The sequence below is a fragment of the Rhodococcus wratislaviensis genome, assembly GCF_900455735.1.
GTDB lineage: Bacteria > Actinomycetota > Actinomycetes > Mycobacteriales > Mycobacteriaceae > Rhodococcus_F > Rhodococcus_F wratislaviensis.
The window spans coordinates 39,546-57,880 of sequence record NZ_UAUI01000002.1; the positions used below are offsets into that span (position 1 = coordinate 39,546).

Annotated in this window: 14 protein-coding genes; 7 read left to right on the forward strand and 7 right to left on the reverse strand. The window is 66.4% G+C overall.

Features of this window, described 5'->3' with window-relative positions:
• Positions 1-35 precede the first annotated feature (35 nt).
• The 4 genes from DTA22_RS06545 to DTA22_RS06560 form a co-directional block, all read right to left on the reverse strand.
• A complete protein-coding gene (locus DTA22_RS06545) occupies positions 36-1,049 on the reverse strand; it encodes a glycosyltransferase family 2 protein (protein WP_245973339.1) in 1,014 nt (337 codons plus the stop codon).
• Positions 1,046-2,131 (reverse strand): glycosyltransferase family 4 protein, encoded by a 1,086-nt coding sequence (locus DTA22_RS06550; protein WP_245973340.1) that lies wholly within the window; start codon positions 2,129-2,131, stop codon positions 1,046-1,048. Before DTA22_RS06550 ends, DTA22_RS06545 begins: the two co-directional genes overlap by 4 nt.
• 37 nt (positions 2,132-2,168) lie before the next feature.
• Entirely contained in the window at positions 2,169-3,683 is a 1,515-nt protein-coding gene (locus DTA22_RS06555) for a sugar transferase (protein ID WP_112298923.1), read from the reverse strand.
• A gap of 531 nt (positions 3,684-4,214) precedes the next feature.
• On the reverse strand, positions 4,215-4,586 hold the full coding sequence (locus tag DTA22_RS06560) for a hypothetical protein (RefSeq protein WP_112298924.1): 372 nt from the start codon (positions 4,584-4,586) through the stop codon (positions 4,215-4,217).
• A 190-nt stretch (positions 4,587-4,776) separates the two neighbouring features.
• Here DTA22_RS06560 and DTA22_RS06565 point away from each other — a divergent pair, with 190 nt between their 5' ends.
• Positions 4,777-5,523, forward strand: coding sequence for an alpha/beta hydrolase family protein (locus tag DTA22_RS06565; RefSeq protein WP_112298925.1), 747 nt, complete (start codon positions 4,777-4,779; stop codon positions 5,521-5,523).
• Positions 5,524-5,554: 31 nt separating this feature from the next.
• On the opposite strand, the gene DTA22_RS06570 is transcribed toward DTA22_RS06565, so the two are convergent.
• The 3 genes from DTA22_RS06570 to DTA22_RS06580 all read right to left on the reverse strand — a co-directional run bounded on the left by DTA22_RS06570 (position 5,555) and on the right by DTA22_RS06580 (position 8,373).
• Positions 5,555-6,865 carry a glycosyltransferase gene (locus DTA22_RS06570; RefSeq protein ID WP_245973341.1) on the reverse strand — a complete coding sequence of 437 codons (1,311 nt, stop codon included), beginning with the start codon at positions 6,863-6,865 and terminating at the stop codon, positions 5,555-5,557.
• Positions 6,866-7,214: 349 nt separating this feature from the next.
• Positions 7,215-7,727, reverse strand: coding sequence for a chromosome condensation regulator RCC1 (locus tag DTA22_RS06575; protein WP_112298926.1), 513 nt, complete (start codon positions 7,725-7,727; stop codon positions 7,215-7,217).
• A gap of 109 nt (positions 7,728-7,836) precedes the next feature.
• Positions 7,837-8,373: an ester cyclase gene (locus DTA22_RS06580; protein WP_037235546.1), complete on the reverse strand. Its 537-nt coding sequence runs from the start codon at positions 8,371-8,373 to the stop codon at positions 7,837-7,839.
• Between the two features lie 141 nt (positions 8,374-8,514).
• On the opposite strand from DTA22_RS06580, the gene DTA22_RS06585 reads away from it, so the two are divergent.
• The 6 genes from DTA22_RS06585 (at position 8,515) to DTA22_RS06610 (ending at position 18,333) form a co-directional block, all read left to right on the forward strand.
• A complete protein-coding gene (locus tag DTA22_RS06585) occupies positions 8,515-9,240 on the forward strand; it encodes an HAD family hydrolase (RefSeq protein ID WP_112298927.1) in 726 nt (241 codons plus the stop codon).
• A gap of 2 nt (positions 9,241-9,242) precedes the next feature.
• A complete protein-coding gene (locus DTA22_RS06590) occupies positions 9,243-11,585 on the forward strand; it encodes a glycoside hydrolase family 65 protein (protein WP_037235543.1) in 2,343 nt (780 codons plus the stop codon).
• Positions 11,586-11,750: 165 nt separating this feature from the next.
• A complete protein-coding gene (locus tag DTA22_RS06595; protein ID WP_112298928.1) occupies positions 11,751-13,745 on the forward strand; it encodes a hypothetical protein in 1,995 nt (664 codons plus the stop codon).
• A gap of 9 nt (positions 13,746-13,754) precedes the next feature.
• Entirely contained in the window at positions 13,755-15,215 is a 1,461-nt protein-coding gene (locus tag DTA22_RS06600) for a hypothetical protein (protein WP_112298929.1), read from the forward strand.
• Positions 15,212-16,699 carry a glycosyltransferase gene (locus DTA22_RS06605; protein ID WP_037235646.1) on the forward strand — a complete coding sequence of 496 codons (1,488 nt, stop codon included), beginning with the start codon at positions 15,212-15,214 and terminating at the stop codon, positions 16,697-16,699. Before DTA22_RS06600 ends, DTA22_RS06605 begins: the two co-directional genes overlap by 4 nt.
• Positions 16,696-18,333, forward strand: a complete 1,638-nt coding sequence (locus DTA22_RS06610; protein WP_112298930.1) for a glycosyltransferase family 39 protein — start codon at positions 16,696-16,698, stop codon at positions 18,331-18,333. The genes DTA22_RS06605 and DTA22_RS06610 overlap by 4 nt, the downstream gene beginning before the upstream one ends.
• The last annotated feature ends 2 nt before the right edge of the window (positions 18,334-18,335 follow it).

Consider the following 18,335-nt stretch of genomic DNA (forward strand, 5'->3'; position numbering starts at 1 on the left):
GTTCGGCGCCAACACCCTCTGATCCGAACCGCTCGTCACAGGGAGCTCCTGCTCTCGCTCTCGGATGTCATCCGAGCGGACGAGACCGCCAGAAGGTCCTGAGCGAACACACGAAACTTCACCGACTCCGCGTCCCAGTCGTTCTCCTGGCCCGACTCCGGGCCCGCGCGCAGTTTGTAAGCGGCGGAACGCGCGAACAGACCGCCCGCGACTGCCCACTTCCAGGCGACGTTCTGCAATCGTGTGCGAGACAGGCGCCACTTGTACAGGTCGTACATGTTGACTACCCAGGCCGAGTTGGGCACCCGCGACACCGTCGGCGTCGTCGAACTCTCGCCGATCAGATGAACTCCCGTCACCGAGGGCACCGTGACGACCCGCTCGCCCGATTCCTTGACCCGCAGACAGAACTCGATATCTTCCGCGTACATGAACCACCGACGGCTCAGTCCGCCCAATCGCATCCAGGTGTCACGTCGCACCAGCATGCAAGCACCGGACACCCAGTCGACGTCTCTCGGCTCCACCGACGAATGCCGTTTGAGGAGATACAGTCCCTCGACGAGTGGCGAGTAACCGGCCAGTCGTGAAAGGCCGGAATAGTGGCACAGAACGCGCCACAGGTCCGGTTGCCTTCCGCACTCTCTGATCGCGAGCCGTTCCCCCGGTTTGTCGAGCAGCGGGGCGACTATGCCGATACTGGCGTCCGCATCGAGGGTGCGACTCAGCGCGAACACACTTTCCGCGTCGACAACGGCATCGGGATTCAGCAGAAGCACGTGTTCGCCCAGCGCCACCGACACTCCTCTGTTGACCCCGCCGGCGAATCCGAGGTTCGCTTCGCTTCGGATCACCCGGGCGCTCGGACACACTCCGGATACTCTGACGATCGTGTCGTCGATCGAATTGTTGTCGACGACAATGATGTCCAGCCGGGGATCGGATCCCAGCACAGACAGGCACTGTTCGATGACGGCAGCGCTGTTGTACGTCACGACCACGACGGAGATCGTGCACCCGTCACTGCGCGCCTCTTCCGGTGCGCTCATGTCCATATCTCCTTGCCGATCTCGTCACGGAATCGGCGCACGCCGAACTGTGCCTCGAACCTCCGCCGCGCCTGGTTGGCGCGTTCCGTTGCGTCCTCGATCGAAAACTCCTCGAGCGCCTGCCGCCACGCCGCCACATCACCCGTGGGTACGAGACGCCCCACGTCCTCACCGATGATCTCGGGCAGACCGCCACTGTCGCTGGCCATCACAGCGCGTCCAGCAGCCATTGCCTCGATGGCTATGGTCGGCAATGGATCCGGCTTGATGCTCGGCACCAACACCAGATGTGCCGCGTCGAGGTACTTGCGGACATTGTCGGTCTGACCGACTATCGACACGCTGTCGGGGCGTTCGAGTCTTTCCACGCGATCAACTACGTCGACAGACGCGCCGTTCAGGGGCGGCGCCCCCAAGACGATCAGTTCGATGTCCGACCGATCGAGACCGTCCCACGCGTCGAGGAGAACATCGTGCCCCTTCCACGTGTTCCACCTGCTCGCCACCAAGCACACGAGCCGCTCGTCGACAACGAGCGGTGTCGGTTCGGGCAGCTCGAAACCGTTGTAGACCACTACCGATCGGCGGACGAGCTTTTCGGGCAGCGGACGGCGGACGGCCTTGCTCACGCACACGATCCGCTGCGCACACGACATGAACGGAGTGACGAAGAGCGCTGTCCTGCGATCCAGGAACTCGTGGAGATGCAGCACCGTCGCTGCACCGATGAGCCGCGCCAACGGCAGCATCAGAACCAATGCCGATGTGTTGACGTACATCTTCGACGGCCGCGCACGCACTACCGCGCCCGCTGTGCGAAGGAAACGGCCGACCAGTCCGGGGAGCGCTCCGAGGCGGAGATACGAACGCCGGATCACGGGAAGAGGCATCCTGCGCACCGTATGCCCCAACTCGGCCAGCGCAGTCGACAGCTCGTTCCCGGGATAGTCGACGTCGGTCGGCAGCCACACCTCCACGTCCCACCCACTCGGCACTTCGGTCAGAGATTCCAAGAAGACCCGGTCGGCCCCGTACATCTCGTCGGAGGGATGCACAGCGATGAGCTTCTTCGGACGTCTCATGGTGCGGCCTTGCCGAGCGCGGACCGGACCTGCACCATCAGTACGCACCGTCACTCGCCACCACAGCCTTCAGGGTCTTGGCGATGATCAGCATGTCGCCGACCATCGACCAGTTCTCGACATAGGACAGGTCGAGGCGCACCGAGTCCTCCCACGAGAGGTCCGAGCGCCCGCTCACCTGCCACAGGCCGGTGACACCGGGCTTCACCAGGAGCCGGCGATGCACCTCGCTCTCGTAGGACTCGACCTCGACCCGCAGGGGAGGTCTCGGCCCCACCACACTCATCTCTCGTCGCAGCACGTTGATGAACTGTGGCAACTCGTCGATGCTGAACTTGCGCATGACGCGGCCGACACGGGTGACACGCGGATCCTCTCGCAGTTTGAACAGAACTCCGGCGCCCTCGTTGGGCCCGCTCAGGGTCGCGCTGTGTTTGTCGGCGTCGTCCACCATCGACCGAAACTTCAGCATCGGGAACGGCCTGCCATCCATGCCCATTCGTTCCGATTTGTAGAACACCGGCCCTCGACTCGTCAGCTTGACCGCCGCCGCTGCAGCCACCATCACAGGGCTCGCCAGCACGAGCGCAAGAGTGGCAAAGATCAGGTCGAACGACGTCTTCCCGAATCGCTTGGCGCCGTGATAGCGCGGCTTCTCCACGTGAATCAGCGGCAGACCCGCGACAGGTCGCATCTCGAGGCGCGGCCCGGAGACGTCCATCATTCCCGGGGCGACCACCATGTCGACGTCCAACTGCTCGAGGTCCCACACCATTTCACGAAGCCCGTGATGGCCGAGATGCTCGGTCGCCGTGACCGCGACGGTGTCGGCCCCGGATCGCTCGATCGCATCGACGACATCGTGCTCGTCGCCGAGGACCGGTATCGGTCGTCCGTCCACGGTGATCGTGTCGTCGGACGACCGGTAATGGGCTGGGATACATACCCCGACCACGTTGTAGCCGTCCGCTGTTCCACGGTCGAATGTGCTGGCGAGGTTGCGCACGGAGTGTTCGGCGCCGACGACCAACACGGATGTCTGGCACAGCCCGCGTGCACGCTTGCGGGCGAGGACGCGGCGCCACATCCAACGGGTCAGCAGAAGGCCGAGTAGACCTGTGGGGAATGCGATCGCCAGGTACAGCCGCGCCAATTCCAGCTGCAGGAGGAGCGCTGCGATCGCGATGAGCCCGAACAGTCGTAGCGTCGCGGTGGCGATGCGCCGATACTCCTCCGGGCCACTCCCGACCACTCGTGGGGATCGCACATGAAAGACGGCGAGCATGGCGAGCCACGACGCCACGAGAGCGACGGAAATCAGACCGTAGCTCACATTGCTCAGAGTGCGCGAGTCGACGAGAGACCCGGGGCCTCCGAAGCGCACCCATTGAGCCAGAGCCACCGCTGCCACCACGACGAGGGTGTCGGTGAGGAGGATTCGCCTGATGTACACGGCCAGCCAGTGTCGGCGTGCGACCCCTCGTTGCGCTGGAACCGCCGCAACGGTGCGAACAGCTGAAGATCTCTCCACAGTCGAGTTGAACGTCGCCATGCATCCCCTCCACTGTCGAACCGACCGTCGGCAGAGTGTGATGGTCGAGTCGGTCGTTTCACGACAGCGGATCTCCGGACGCGGACCGTGCCGTCGTCACCAACGAGCAAAACCAGAAGTGCCCCGAGCACCGCCATGTAGATAGACGACATCGAACATTCACAACGAGTGTGGACGGTATCAGCGCGATTCCGTCCTGTCTCATCCGCACCGGCGACATGAGACCGTGCGGTCTGCACTAAATACGGACTGAGCAGCGGTTATTCGCTCCTACAATTGGTTCGGGGACAGTCTTTTTCGGCAAACTGACCACAGGTGTTCGGGCAGAAGGATTTTCACGCAGTCAAGTTCGCATCAAGGCGTCTGCGCGCACTCGAAGTCCTGCCAACACTCGAATTGCATACCCAAAGTTGGCGATTGCGAGACGTATGCGATCCCATCACCGAATCGAAGACGATTTTCACGAGCCAGCACCGAACTTCGGTGACCGACTCGAGAATTCGAACGGTTCGGCATCGAGGCTCCCCCGTGTCACGCCCCGTCACGGTGGGGCTTGGCCGACGCACCGACCCGAGACCGTCCCATCCGCGCCCGAACACGCGCGGTGACCTGCCAGATCAGGGTGGTGTCGTGGACGCTGATGCACGGCACGCCGAGCGCACGGGCGTGCTGAACGGCGGCCGATTCCTTCTGCGAACAACGCCCGTCCAGGATGTCCTCGGTGACGATGACGCAGAGCACGTCCCCCTCGAGTTCGCGGATCGGTTCCAGCCCGTGGAGCGCCACCCATTGCCGGACCATCGCCCACTGCGACACGTCGGCGTAGCGGGTGGGATTGCCGACGAACAACACGCGGCGAGACCGACGGGCTCGTGCGACCTCGATGCTGGAGATGGGTGACATGCCAAAGGTTCCTGTCCACGTGAACGGCTGATCCCGGTACGAGACAACTCTCTCCTGCCTCGGCGCCCACGTCTGTCCGCCGATCAGGCCGTGCATCGGATGAATCTCGACTCCCCCGATCAGGGGACACCCCCGCACGTGAGTGGGAAAGTGTGCTCGGGCACGCATCGGCACTCACGTGGGAGGTTGCATGATCACCGTTCTGTGCTGTCGCGGCATCGGTGAGGATCTCGACGTCAACATGCTCACCAACACCACACAACTCCTGGACCCCGCTCGGTTCGTCGTCAAGCAGGTCCCGTGGGAGGCGAGCTACGGACCGGTGCCCGATCCGGGTGGATCAGCGTTCGACAAGGCGCTGTCCGAAGGACGCACACTCCTGTTGCGGATGATCTCCGAAGACCCGAATCCCGTTGTTCTGCTGGGCTACTCGGGAGGCGCTGCGCTCGCCGGCAATGTGGCGGCCGAAGTGGGACGGGGGCAGCACCCCGCCCTGGACGTGCGTGGGGTCGGTCTGATCGCCGATCCGCTGCGGCCGGCGTCTCCGGATCTGCCAGGCTGGGGCATCGCGGGGCAACGCGCGATCACGGGGATGCCCGTGTGGCAGATCGCCGACCCGTTGGACGTCATCTGCTGCTGCCCGGGCAACTCACCGCTGCGGACGTTCGCGGACCAGTCGGCGGCCTTCTCACTCGCCGACCCGGCCGCGTGGGTGGCGGACCTCCTCGACCGGCTCCGCACCCGAAGGTGGCAGGCGGTGATCCTGAACTGGTGGCGACCGTGGACGGTGTGGCAGCAGTACTCCGAGGCCATCGACGACGTGAACGGTTACCTGTTCCGGGGCGACCACACCAGTTACTGGGTGCGGCTCGCCCCTGGCACCGATCGGACATACTGCGCGCTGCTCGCGGATCGAATCGGCAGTCTTCCGGACTGATGCACTGGCGCAGGTGATCGCTACTGCGTCGTCATCGCACTCCCTTCCGTCGTTCTCGGATCGTCAGGTGATCGATGAGGTCCGCGGCATGAACGGCACCGTCATGGGCGCGGATCCGCGCTCCCAGAGTTGCTGCGGTCACCCTGTGCGGTCCGGCGACGAGCAACTCTCCGACCGCCGACCGGATGCGCTCGGGCGCGGCCGTCTTGCGGAGGCACCGGGCGACGCCGCGCTGCTCCAGGCTGCGGCCGATCATCTTCTGATCGAGCGCCGGGTGAATCGGCAGAATGACCAGGGGCAGGTCGTGTGCAAGGGCGCGCATAGTGGTGTCGTGGCCGCCGTGCCCGATCACGAGCGTGGCGGTCGGCAGGATCTGTTCGTGTGGAACGTAGCCGTGCACTTCGGTGTTCGGGCCCGCCGTAAAGGTTGCCGGATCGACCGACGGTCCGGTAGTGACAACGGTGTGGGCGGGCAGTCCCGCGACAGCCTCGAGGATATTCTGCAGGGCCCGCTGTTGTCCGCCGAAGTTGAGGCTGCTGAGGCTGACCAGGATCAGCGGATCGCGTTCGGACACGGGTGTCAACGTGGACGGCATCGGATGTCGCACCACCCCGGTGTAGTGGACGGAGGCGGGCAGGCTTCGACGTGAGGCCGGATCGAGGTCCTTCTCGGTCGTCACCAGCGCAAGGTCCGATGATGTCCACAGCCTCAGTGGCCGCTGGCCTTTCAGACGGGCCATCACGGGCGTCGTACCACGTGTCACGCCTCGATACATGAACTCGTAGTAGGTGTGCACCAGCGTGACACGCGTCAGGTGCGCGTCGGCGGCGGCCTGCAGGGCCCCGTACAGAAAGCAATCGACCACCACCACGTCGGCCGGCTCGCGCGCGACGGTCTCGAGTAGATCGATTCCGGGCCCGGCGTCGGTAAAGACTGCAAGCGATTGGTACACGCCCGCGATACCGGGATGTCTGGTCGTCGACTGCCAGGGTCGTGCATGGGTGTAGGGCGTGAACCGGAAACCGTGGCTTTCGATTCGCCGGCGTTGCTGGGCGTGTCCGAGAAATCGGACCTGGTGACCGCGGTTGCGCGCCTCCGTCGCGATGCCGAGAGCGGGTGGCACGTTGCCGCCGCCATCCCAGGTGACGAACAGAATGCGTGCCATGGGGTGCCTCCAGACGATCGAGGTCGTGCCCGTTAAAAGCTGCTCGGGCAGTCGGTCCGGCAGTTGAACTCGCAGGCGGCCGAGCTGGGACTGATCGGTGCGTTCGGCCGACGAGCCGATCGTTGCGAAATCGAGCCAGACGAGAAAGTCTGTCGGCGGAATCCGTTGGGAGAACAACAGGTCACGATCGCCTGCTGCCAGTGGGTTCAGGACGTCGCATCAATGATCCGCTCTGTGGTCTGCGCGGCAACCTGCGCCCGCGCCACCATCCGGTATGGGCGGGCGGCCCGACTTTCATGTCTACAACGATCGTCTCCGGACTACCGGCCGTCAACAGCCGCGGTACAGCCGATGCGCGTAGTCGCAGCCCAGGATCGGCGCCCATGCCCTCGGGGCGGCGACTTCACGCTCCGGCATCCCAGTGGGCCGACACGCAATCTCGATGGACACAGCCATACCTCATGACGCGAGCACCAGAGGCGGGCGCCCCGATGCTCGAGACGCCCGCTACTCGCCGCTTCTTCGACTAGGGAGTGCCGCCGTCGGGGTTCTCACCGTCCGGGTTCTCACCCGCCGGATTCTCCGCGTCCGGGTTCTCCGCGTCCGGGTTCTCACCGTCCGGGTTCTCACCGTCCGGGTTCTCACCGTCCGGGTTCTCCGCGTCCGGATTCTCCGCGTCCGGATTCTCACCCGCCGGGGGCTCGCCTACTGGAGGCTGCTCGACCGCCGCCGGCGGGTTCTCGACGACGGCAGGCGGCGGCACCACCGGCGCCTGTTGCTGACCGGCGACCGGAGCCTGCCAACCCCCGCCGGGACCTCCCTGCCCGGTCCCCGACGAACCGCCGCCGCCTCCGTTCGACTCCGGTGCGACAGCCGGCGGTGCGAGCTCCGACGCCGGCGGAGTGGTCGTAGCGGCGGCGGGTGTCGCCTTTGTTGTCGAGCTGGACGTTTCGGATGCCGGCGTCGGTTCACTGTCGGACCCGCAGGCCGACAGCGTCAGGAGTGCACAACTTGCCGCGATAACCACCGAGCGTTTCAAGGACCATCTCCTTCGTTCGAGTATCTATCGATCGAACGAAACATACGGTCCGTTTGGTACGGTTTGGCGTTCTTGCGAGGAATCGTCACCGTTCCGACATGGTCAGGTGTCAGTGCGACGGATTCCTGCGCGCTGCACGCTTGGCCCAGGCATTGCGGACCATGGACAGCGGCGTCGGCGGCACCCAGCCCAGCTGGACCGCCTGACCGAGGTCGTCCCGGGTGGCCCAGTGCTCGATGACACGGCCGTCTTCGACGCGCAACCAGTGCGACTGCTTGACCGCGAACGATCGCCCCGTGGGCGCGAACACCTGGTCGATCGATCCCTGCTCGTCGTAGACGACGAAGGGTCCGACGTGCCTGCCCTTCATGATCGTGTAGACGACGGCGAGGTCGCCCTCGACGACGACGTGCTCGACGTCGAACCGCAGTTCGGTGAACGCGGCGCGCAGCCACACGGCGGAGGCGTAGAACGCGTCGGGTCCGCGCCCTCGCGTCCGCGGGGGTTCCGACATGCTCTCCCGGTTGACTGCGCCCGTGTGGACGACGGAATCGAAATCGGCTCGGCTTCCGTTCGACATGATCTCCATCGCACGAACGGCGAGGGATTTCACTTGCTCCGACGGGGCCGGTTCCTCCACGTTCACGGTGCACTCCGCAACAGTCGGTTGGAACTCTCAGTATTCGGCCGCCGTCGACGGGAAGTCAACGACCGGATACCGGTCGGGTGCAGGATTTGCGCGCGCCTCAGCGAATCCGCCGTCGACGGCGGTACCGTCGGGGAGGTGATGGGACTGCCTGATGCGATCTCGGCCTGCTTGTTCGATCTCGACGGTGTGCTCACGGCAACGGCGGTGCTGCACCGGAAGGCGTGGAAACGCACGTTCGACGAGTTCCTGAAGCATCGCGAGGGCGCGAACTTCCGGCCGTTCACCGACCAGGACTATTACGACTACGTCGACGGACGCCCCCGCGCCGACGGGGTCCGGACGTTTCTCACGTCCCGCAACATCACGTTGCCGGAGGGGTCGCCGGACGATCCGCCCGGCGCCGAAACCGTGAACGGTGTCGGAAACAGCAAGAACCGGCTGCTGCTGAAAGTCATCGAAGAGGAAGGCGTCAGCCCCTACCCCGGTTCGGTCCGCTACATCAGCGCGGCATACGACGCCGGCCTGAAGATCGCCGTGGTCACGTCGTCCGCGAACGGCAAGGCCGTCCTCGACGCGGCCGACCTCAGCCGCTACGTCCACGTCCGCATCGACGGGGTGGTGATCAGCGAGCAGGGTCTCCGCGGTAAACCCGCGCCGGATTCGTTCCTCGCGGCCGCCCGCGCCCTCAACGTTCATCCCGATCAGGCGGCCGTGTTCGAGGACGCCCTCTCCGGAGTGGAATCGGGGCGGGCAGGCGAATTCGGTTACGTCGTCGGGGTGAATCGGAACGATCAGGCCGAGGCGTTACGGGAGCACGGCGCCGACGTGGTGGTGAACGACCTGGCCGAACTCCTGGAAAGGTGAGTATGGACGACAAGGGCTACGAGATCTCGCCGTGGCAGCTGCGCTGGCGCGGACTGGATCTGGAGGCACTGCACGCCACCGAATCCACCTTCGCACTGTCCAATGGACACATCGGGATTCGTGGCACGTTCGAGGAGGGTGAACCACGCGGCCTCCCCGGCACCTACCTCAACGGGTTCTACGAGCAACGTCCCCTGCCGTACGCGGAGGCGGGCTACGGCTACCCCGAGGACGGGCAGACCGTTGTGAACGTGACCGACGGCAGCATCATCCGCCTGCTCGTCGAGGACGAACCCATGGACATGCGGTACGGGAGCGCACCGGCGCACGAGCGGGTCCTCGACTTCCGCTCGGGTACCCTGCGCCGCACCACCGAGTGGACGTCGCCGACCGGACGCCGGGTGCGTATCCACTCGGAACGACTCGTGTCGTTCACCTCGCGCGCCGTCGCCGCCATCCACTACGAGGTCGAGCCGCTCGACGGCGACATCGAACTCGTCCTGCAGTCGGATCTGCTCGCCAACGAACACATCCCGGCCCGCACGGACGACCCGAGAGTAGCTGCCGCCCTGGACAGTCCACTGGTCTCCGATTTCGCTGCCGCCCACGACTTCAAGGCTGTGCTCGCCCATCACACGAGGGCGTCGGGACTGCGGATGGCCGCGGGTATGGACCACGAGGTCGAGTACCCGTCCAACGGGCGGTGCAGCATCGAGACCGAAGAGGATCTGGCCCGGCTCACCGTGGCAGTCGACATCCCGCAGGGTGAACGCCTGAAGGTGACGAAATACCTGGCGTACGGGTGGTCGGCGCGGCGGTCGACTCCGGCCCTGCGCGGCCAGGTGGAGGGGGCGCTCGCCGGAGCACTCGAAACCGGCTGGGAAACCCTGCTGAAGAGGCAGCGGGAGTACCTCGACGCGTTCTGGGAGACGGCGGACGTCGAGATCGACGGCGACGCGGAACTTCAGCAGGCGGTGCGGTTTGCACTGTTCCACGTGCTGCAGGCGGGTGCTCGCGGTGAGTCACGCGCGATCCCCGCGAAGGGTCTGACCGGGCCCGGATACGACGGGCATGCGTTCTGGGATACCGAGACCTTCGTCCTGCCGCTGCTCACCTACACGGTGCCGGACTCGGCCCGCGACGCGCTGCGCTGGCGGCACTCCACGCTCGACAAGGCCAAGAACCGCGCCGTACAGCTGGGGCAGGCAGGCGCCGTGTTCCCGTGGCGCTCGATCAACGGCGAAGAATGCTCCGGCTATTGGCCCGCGGGTACCGCGGCCTTCCACGTGGGTGCCGACGTCGCCGCAGCCACGTCCCGGTACCTGGCCGCGACCGGGGACGAAGAGTTCGAAGCCGAATGCGGCGTCGAACTGCTCGTGGAGACGGCCCGGCTGTGGACGTCGCTCGGCCACCACAACGCGCAGGGCGAGTTCCGAATCGACGGTGTCACCGGGCCGGACGAGTACACCGCTGTCGCCGACAACAACGTGTTCACCAATCTGATGGCGCAGAAGAACCTGCACGACGCGGCGATCGCCTGCGAGAGGCGCCCGGGGCTGGCGCGTGAGCTCGGTGTGGACGACGAGGAAGCGGCACTCTGGCGAGATGCCGCCGAGCACATGCGTATTCCGTTCGACGACGCTCTCGGCGTGCACCAGCAGTCCGACGCCTTCACGCACCACGCCGAGTGGGACTTCGAAGGCACACCCCCCGAACACTATCCGCTGCTGCTCCACTACCCGTACTTCGACCTCTACCGCAAGCAGGTGGTGAAGCAGGCCGACCTCGTGCTGGCGATGTATCTGCGGGGCGACGCCTTCACCCACGAACAGAAGATCGCCAATTTCGCCTATTACGAAGCCCTGACGGTTCGGGACTCGTCCCTGTCAGCGTGCGTGCAGTCCGTGATGGCCGCCGAGGTCGGGCAACTTCAACTCGCCTACGACTACCTCGCCGAAGCCGCTCTGACCGATCTTCACGACCTCCACGCCAACGTGGAGAACGGATTGCACATCGCCTCGCTCGCCGGGACGTGGATGGCGTGTGTCGCGGGATTCGGTGGGATGCGCGACCACGACGGCGACATCTCGTTCGCGCCGCGGATACCACCACAGCTGGTCAATCTGTCGTTCCGGATGACGGTGCGGGGCAGCCAGATCCACGTGGACATCCGCGCCATGACCGCAACCTACCGTCTGCTGTCCGGCGAACCGGTTCAGCTCGCCCATCACGGCAACCCGTTCACTCTCGACTCGTTCCCGGTGACGCGGCCGATCCCCGAACTGCCGGTTACCGCGCCCGTGCGGCAACCGTACGGCCGGGCACCCGCGCGTCGGGGCGGCTGAGCCGGGCACCAACTCGGTTCCAAGGCCGACAACACAATTGCACCCGAACGTCGAATGGTGGGTTCAACGGACGAAACCGACCGGTTCGCTGTAGCGTCAGGCACGACCGTCCCATTTGTGCCTATTCGAGAAGTCGACCGACACGCCGCACCGAAAGATTCGCCGATGCCCGTTGCCGCACCGTTCCGCTCACACACTCCCCGCCTTCTCGCCGTCCTCGCCGCGTGTGGGCTCGCACTGGTGTCGCTCTCGGTGGCGCATGCGCAGGATCCGGTGTCCGCGGAGATCGAGCCGCAGCCGAGCGGCACTGTTTCCCTGGACTCCCGGGCCCTCGGGTTCGGCGAGGCGGTACCGTTCCGCGGCAACCACGACGAGGTCACCGTCACCGTGCCGGTCCCGCAGGGGCTCACGCCCACGTCGCTCGACGGGGTCGTCGATCTCCCCGGCAACGTCGGGCGCGCGTGGATCGATGTGGAATCGGCTGGTCGTTCGCTCGGCCGGGTGGACCTGCCCGGTGCCCCGGCACAGAATGCGCCGGTGTCCATTCCGCTCGCGGGCGCCGAACTCACCGATCAGGCAGTCGCGGTGACGCTGCGGACGACGCTGGTTCCGCTGGACGCAATCTGCCCGCAGGACTGGACGGGACGCAGTCTGAACTTCCGCGACGTCCGCGCCGTGTACAGCGGGACGCCCGCGAATCCGACGGTCGTCGCGGACTTCCTCCCACCGGTTCTGCAGCAGTTGCACCTCTACCTCCCCGGCGATCCGAGTTCGGCGGAGAGCGCGGCGGCGGTCGACCTCGGCGCGGCCGTCGTCGCCTATTACGGTGCGCAACCGGTGCGGGTCGACGTGCGGCGCCTTCCCGACGGGCAGTTGGAGCCGACGTCCGCCGACGGACCGTTCGAGCGTTCCGTCGTGATCCGCGAGAGCGGCACCGCCGCGACCGAATTGATCCCGGCCGCCAGTGGTCCTCCGGCCCTGCGCCTGACGGGTGACGACCGTACGCTGCTGGACCAGAGCCGGCTGATCACCAGCCAGGTGGCCGGTATCGCGGTGGAGGCCCGCGCGACGGCCGGCTCGATGGATCACCCGCCCGTCCTCGCGCCCACGTCCACCACGCTGCGCGGCCTCGGCCAGAGCACTCTCACCTCCACCTCGCACGGCCGAGTCGAAGTCGCCGTCGGACTGGACCAGACCCGCCTCGGCCGGGCCTCGGACACCGTGCGCGTCAACCTGCAGGGCACGTACACGCCGTTGCCGAGTAATCAGAGCGGTCTGCTCTCCGTCTCCGCGGGCGACCGACCGGTGGCCGGCTGGGCCGCGGAGCCCAGCGGTGTGATCGACCGTTGGATCGACGTCCCGAACGACGCGCTGCGCCGCGTCACCACGCTCACCGTCGCACTCCAGACCACGGGCGCCACCAACCAGTGCGGGCTCGAACAGCCGGTCACCCTGTCGATCGACCCGGACAGCGAGGTGACCAGTGAACCGTCGGGCACGCCGCATCCGGGCGGGTTCGAGTCGTTGCCGCAGTCGTTGCTGCCGAGCGTCGATGTCGCGGGCACCGTCGGCGGATTCGACGACACCGCGCGAGCCGTGGCCGTGGTGACGGGACTGCAGTCGCTGACCACCGTCGAACTCGACCCGCACTGGGTGTCGATCGACGAGGCCGTGGGTTCGGCGGCACCGGCCATCCTCATCGCGGCCGACGGGAATCTGCCGGACGGCGTGCCCCTGCCCCTGGAGAGCACCGAGGACGCCACGTTCGAACTGACCGATCCGGCGACCGACGGCTCCACCACCGTCACGTTCGGCGCACCGATCGACTTCGCGTCGCTGCAGACCGTGTTCGACGGCACGCGGCAGGTGGTGGTCGCCGGATCCACGGGTGTGCCCGGCGAACTCGACCGCACGCTCGACTGGCTGCGCGCCACACCGGATCGGTGGGCGAGCCTGAACGGTGATGTCCTCTTCACCGCCGCGAATCGCGATCCCGTCGAGCTGTCGATACCGCATACCGCGGGAAGCACGAGCCCGTCCGGGGTTTCCCGGACGGTCGGGTGGGTGCTCGGTGTGGCCGGCATCCTCCTGCTGGTGGGCGTCGTGATCGCGGCCGCGGTCGTCGTCCGTCATCGCCGGTCCCGTCCGCTGCCGCGCTGAGCGACGCGCATGATCATCGGCAACACCGCGGTCGACGCGGCGGTTCGGCTCACGGCCCGGTGGGTCCTCATCCTGGGGGCCACGGTGTTCGCGTTCTGGAAGACGTGGCAGGACGTGTGGCGGAGCACCACCGAGGGCACCGCCATCGGCTACGTCTTCGTCGTCCCGGCGCTGTGCATCTGTGCTGCAATCGGCATCTCGTTGCGGCGCGACGGCGAGCTTCCCATCCACGACCGCCAGACCGACAAGATCGTGGGAGGCATCGGGCTGCTCGTCACCCTGGCGATCCAGGTGCTGCTCCTCCCCCGGTTCGCCGAGGACTACCAGTTGATGCACATCGACGTGGTCGCGGCGTGGTTCTTCGTCATCAGTTCCGCCGTCCTCGTCTTCGGCCTTCGCCCCGTGTCGCGGTTCTGGCCGGTGTGGGTGCTCGCCCTCGGACTCGGTCCCCTGACGTACCGTTCGCTGGCCATCCTGCTCGGCGGCCAGCGTTTCCACTACGGCCTGATCATGGTGGTCCTGGCGTCGGGCGCCACAGCGATCGCGGTGAGCCGCAGCAATCGCCGCGCCACCGTCGGTTTCGTCTGCTCGGTGGCACTCGGCAGCGTCGCACTGTGGGCAACCATCACGTTGTTTCCGACGGCGCCGTCTTTCGCTACCCAACTGGGTCCGGCGCTCGCCACCTCGATCGTCGTGGGGGCCTGCTTCTACGTGTACAAGCGTCGCGGCGGCAGCATGGCACCCTTCGATCGTCCGGTCCGCCGTCCCACCACGATCAACAGCGGCTTCACATTCGTCGCGGTGTTCGCTGCCGCCGCGGTGCTGTTCGCGACGCCGCTGCCCGACGAGAACCTGACCCCGGTCTCCCCCGGTCCCGCCCCGACCGCTCACGCGGGAATCGTCGTTCCGGGCGGCTGGCAGGAACTCGACTTCACCGAGTACGGCTGGCCGCGCAAGTACTACGGTTCCACCTCGCGCCTCACCCGGCAGACCATCCGCACCACCGAACCCAACCCTTCGTGGGACGTGCAGAACCGCCCCCGCACCGTGCAGGTGGACACGTTGTCGGTTCGCCGGCCCTCGACGCTCGAGGTCTACCCCAGCCACACCCAGTACCAACTGCAGAACGCCCGCGTCAGCTCGAAGGTCTTCATCGACATCGGTCGCGGAGTCACCGCGGAGATGTACACCGTGGTGGACGACGACCTCCTCCTCACGTGGAGCAATCTCAATTTCGTGTGGGTCCGGGGACCTGGACTCACGCAACGGGTCAGCCTCATCACCGTCGACAATCACGAACCCGACGCCTACTTCCCCGAACCGGCGCCGTCGATGGCGTCGAACGGCGCCAACTCACTGGCCGTCCTGCTGCGCGGCAAGACCGCGGTCTCCGACACGGAACCGGAGTACAAGGACCGGGAGATGCTCGAAACTCTGGCACGCGAGATCGTGGAGGCGCAGCAGTGGTGACCCGCGAAGACGACACCTACGACACCGAGTTCGAGGCGGCCGCACTCCACGACGCCGTCAACGGTCTTCGCGAGAAGCACCCGATGTCGTCCGCCTCGGTCGCGTTCTACCCGTGGCAGCGCAACCTGCTGCTCGGCCTGCTGGCCGTGGTCATCCTGTGCGGGTACTCCTTTCCGATCCCCACGCTGGTGATGGTCACCCTCTTCTGCACGATCGCGTACGTCTGGACGCTGGCCGACCGGCTGATCCTGTTCTTCCGCGGACTCGACGGCAGCACCATCGTCCGCATCTCGGACGAGGAGGCACTCGGGTTACCCGACGATCGGTTGCCGCCGTACACGATTCTGGTTCCCGCCTACAACGAGCCGGAGGTGGTGGCCGATCTGATCGCGGCCATGCGGGCACTGAAGTACCCGGAGGAGAAGCTGCAGGTGCTGCTGCTCCTCGAGGAGGACGACGCCGTCACCATCGATGCGGCGAACGCCGCCGGAGTCGGCGACGTGGTCACCATTCTCCTCGTCCCGCCGGCAGACCCGCGGACCAAGCCGAAGGCCTGCAACTACGGACTGCACTTCTCCACCGGCGAGATCGTCACCATCTACGACGCCGAGGACCACCCGGACCCGCTGCAGCTGCGGCGGGTCGTCGCGGCGTTCGACCGGCTCCCGCACAACACCGCGTGCGTGCAGGCCAAGTTGGCGTTCCACAACGGAAACCAGAACCTTCTCACCGCATGGTTCACCGCCGACTATGCGTTGTGGTTCGGGTTCATCCTGCCCGGACTGATGCGGAGCGATTCGCCCATCCCGCTCGGCGGCACGTCGAATCATCTGCGGCGCAGCGTCCTCGACGAGATCGGATCCTGGGATCCGTTCAACGTGACCGAGGACGCCGACCTGGGTGTGCGCATCGCCGAATCGGGGTACCGCACCGCGGTCCTCGACTCCACGACGCTGGAGGAAGCGAACAGCGACCCGATCAACTGGATCCGGCAGCGGTCCCGCTGGTACAAGGGCTACCTGCAGACATGGCTGGTGCACATGCGCAGGCCCGTGGGGCTGTGGCGGGGGCTCGGCGCCGTCGGGTTCTTCCGGTTCACCGCCCTGATGGCGGGGACGCCACTGATCGCGTGCCTCAACATGGTGTTCTGGCTGATCAGCCTGGCCTGGATTCTGGGTCAGCCGCACGTGATCCGGGAAGAGTTTCCCGCGTACGTGTACTTCCCGGCGCTCTTCTCGCTGCTGTTCGGCAACGTCGCGGTGCTCTACATGAATCTGATCGCGTGCCGAGAGACCCGGAACTCGGCGCTGCTGATCGCGGGACTGACCACACCGCTGTACTGGGTGATGATGAGCATCGCCGCGATCAAGGGCACGTACCAGTTGATCCGCAATCCCTCGTACTGGGAGAAGACGTTCCACGGACTGACCGGGCCGGCCACGACCTCGAGTTCGGCTGAGCCGAAGTCGGAGTCGGTGCCGTGAGGCCGGCCCGCTGGCTGTTCTGGGGCTGCACCGCCCTCTACCTGGCGGTCGGCCTGTATCTGACTGTCGGGCACGGCTTTCTGATGGGCGACGCACTGAGCCGGGTATCCGCCGCGCGGAGCGTCCTGTTCAGCCGCGACCCTCACCTCGCTGCCATCGGATTCGTCTTCACCCCCCTGACGGCCGTGGTGCAGCTGCCGACGGTGCTGCTCAGCCAGTGGTGGCCCGGACTCACGTCCTGGGGCGTGACGGGGGTGGTGATGTCCGCACCGTTCATGGCAGGCGCGGTGGTGCAGATCTTCAAGATCGGCACCGATCGCGGCTGCCCGATGTGGCTGGTCTGGACGGTCACCGCACTGTTCGCGCTCAACCCGATGATCGTGTTCTACGGCGGCAACGGCATGAGCGAGGCACCGTTCCTGCTGCTGATGTGCTGGGCCACCCGCCGCCTGATCCGCTGGTGCACCACCGACGACATCCACGATCTCGTCGCCGTCGCGGTCGCACTCGGACTCGCCTACCTGACCCGGTACGACGCGCTCGCCGCCGGGCTCGCCGTGACCGTCTTCGTGTTCGCGACGACCCTGCTCCGGAACGGGTGGAAGAACAAGCGGGAACTGCTGTTTCCCGCGGCCCTCGACGCCGTGCTGGTGGCACTGCCCACCGGTGTGGCGTTCCTGGCGTGGGCGGCCACCAGCTGGCTCATCACGGGTGAAGCCCTGCAGCAGTTCTCGTCCACGTACGGCAACTCCAGCATCCTCGCGCAGAGCGGCGGCGGATCCACCGACCCCGGCTACGCCCTGATCTTCTCGATCGCGGAGACCGTTGTGCTCGGTCCCGTCCTCCCCCTGCTGATCCCGATCGTCGCGGTACTCGCCTGGCGCCGCCGCGACCTCGAGGTGATCGCGGCCGTGGTGGTCCTGGCGTCGGTGATCGCCTTCGCCACGCTCAGCTACATGCGCGGGCTGACGTTCCCGTTCCTGCGGTTCTACATCTGCGCGTTACCGCTGATGGCGGTGCTCGCATTCCAACTCGTCCCGCCGGGCGGTCCCCTGGTCGAGCGGCGGCACGGCCCGCACGGGTTCGCGCGACGCGTCGTCGTCGGCTCACGATCCGTTCCGGCGGCGCTGGCCGTGGCCCTCGTCGTCTTCACTCCCGTCGCCACCGGCGCGCTGATGGTGTCCCCCACCCTGTCGGATCAGCAGTACGCACTGGAATCGGTGGTGTTCCCCGCCCCCGACGACACCTCCGACAAGCGGCGCACCGAGCGGCGGATCATCGCCTCGTTCAGCACCGAACGCGCACTGGCCCAACACATCGACGCGATGAATCTGCCCGAGGGATCGGTGCTCATGGACACCGTCTACGGGTTCGCCGTCTACACCGCGACCGACAACCCGCGCACGTTCGTCATTCCCTCCGACCAGGACTTCACGTCGATCGTCAACCGGCCCGCCGACCACGGCGTCCAGTACGTCCTGGCCGTCCCCGACAGCGGTCGTGGCGAATCCGATGCCGTCAACCGGCGGTATCCGACGCTGTACGAGACGGGCGCCAACATCGCCACGCTGGAGCTCGAGATCCCGAACGACGGCCAGGACCAACCCACCTGGCGGCTGTACCGGATCCTGTGACC

Excerpts from the sequence above, each read along its gene's own strand:
- DTA22_RS06600 (WP_112298929.1), top strand. The coding sequence starts at position 13,755 with ATGATCATCGGCAACACCGCGGTCGACGCGGCGGTTCGGCTCACGGCC.
- DTA22_RS06590 (WP_037235543.1), top strand. The coding sequence starts at position 9,243 with ATGGACGACAAGGGCTACGAGATCTCGCCGTGGCAGCTGCGCTGGCGC.
- DTA22_RS06595 (WP_112298928.1), top strand. The coding sequence starts at position 11,751 with ATGCCCGTTGCCGCACCGTTCCGCTCACACACTCCCCGCCTTCTCGCC.
- DTA22_RS06585 (WP_112298927.1), top strand. The coding sequence starts at position 8,515 with ATGGGACTGCCTGATGCGATCTCGGCCTGCTTGTTCGATCTCGACGGT.
- DTA22_RS06555 (WP_112298923.1), bottom strand. The coding sequence starts at position 3,683 with ATGGCGACGTTCAACTCGACTGTGGAGAGATCTTCAGCTGTTCGCACC.
- DTA22_RS06560 (WP_112298924.1), bottom strand. The coding sequence starts at position 4,586 with ATGTCACCCATCTCCAGCATCGAGGTCGCACGAGCCCGTCGGTCTCGC.
- DTA22_RS06545 (WP_245973339.1), bottom strand. The coding sequence starts at position 1,049 with ATGAGCGCACCGGAAGAGGCGCGCAGTGACGGGTGCACGATCTCCGTC.
- DTA22_RS06550 (WP_245973340.1), bottom strand. The coding sequence starts at position 2,131 with ATGAGACGTCCGAAGAAGCTCATCGCTGTGCATCCCTCCGACGAGATG.
- DTA22_RS06565 (WP_112298925.1), top strand. The coding sequence starts at position 4,777 with ATGATCACCGTTCTGTGCTGTCGCGGCATCGGTGAGGATCTCGACGTC.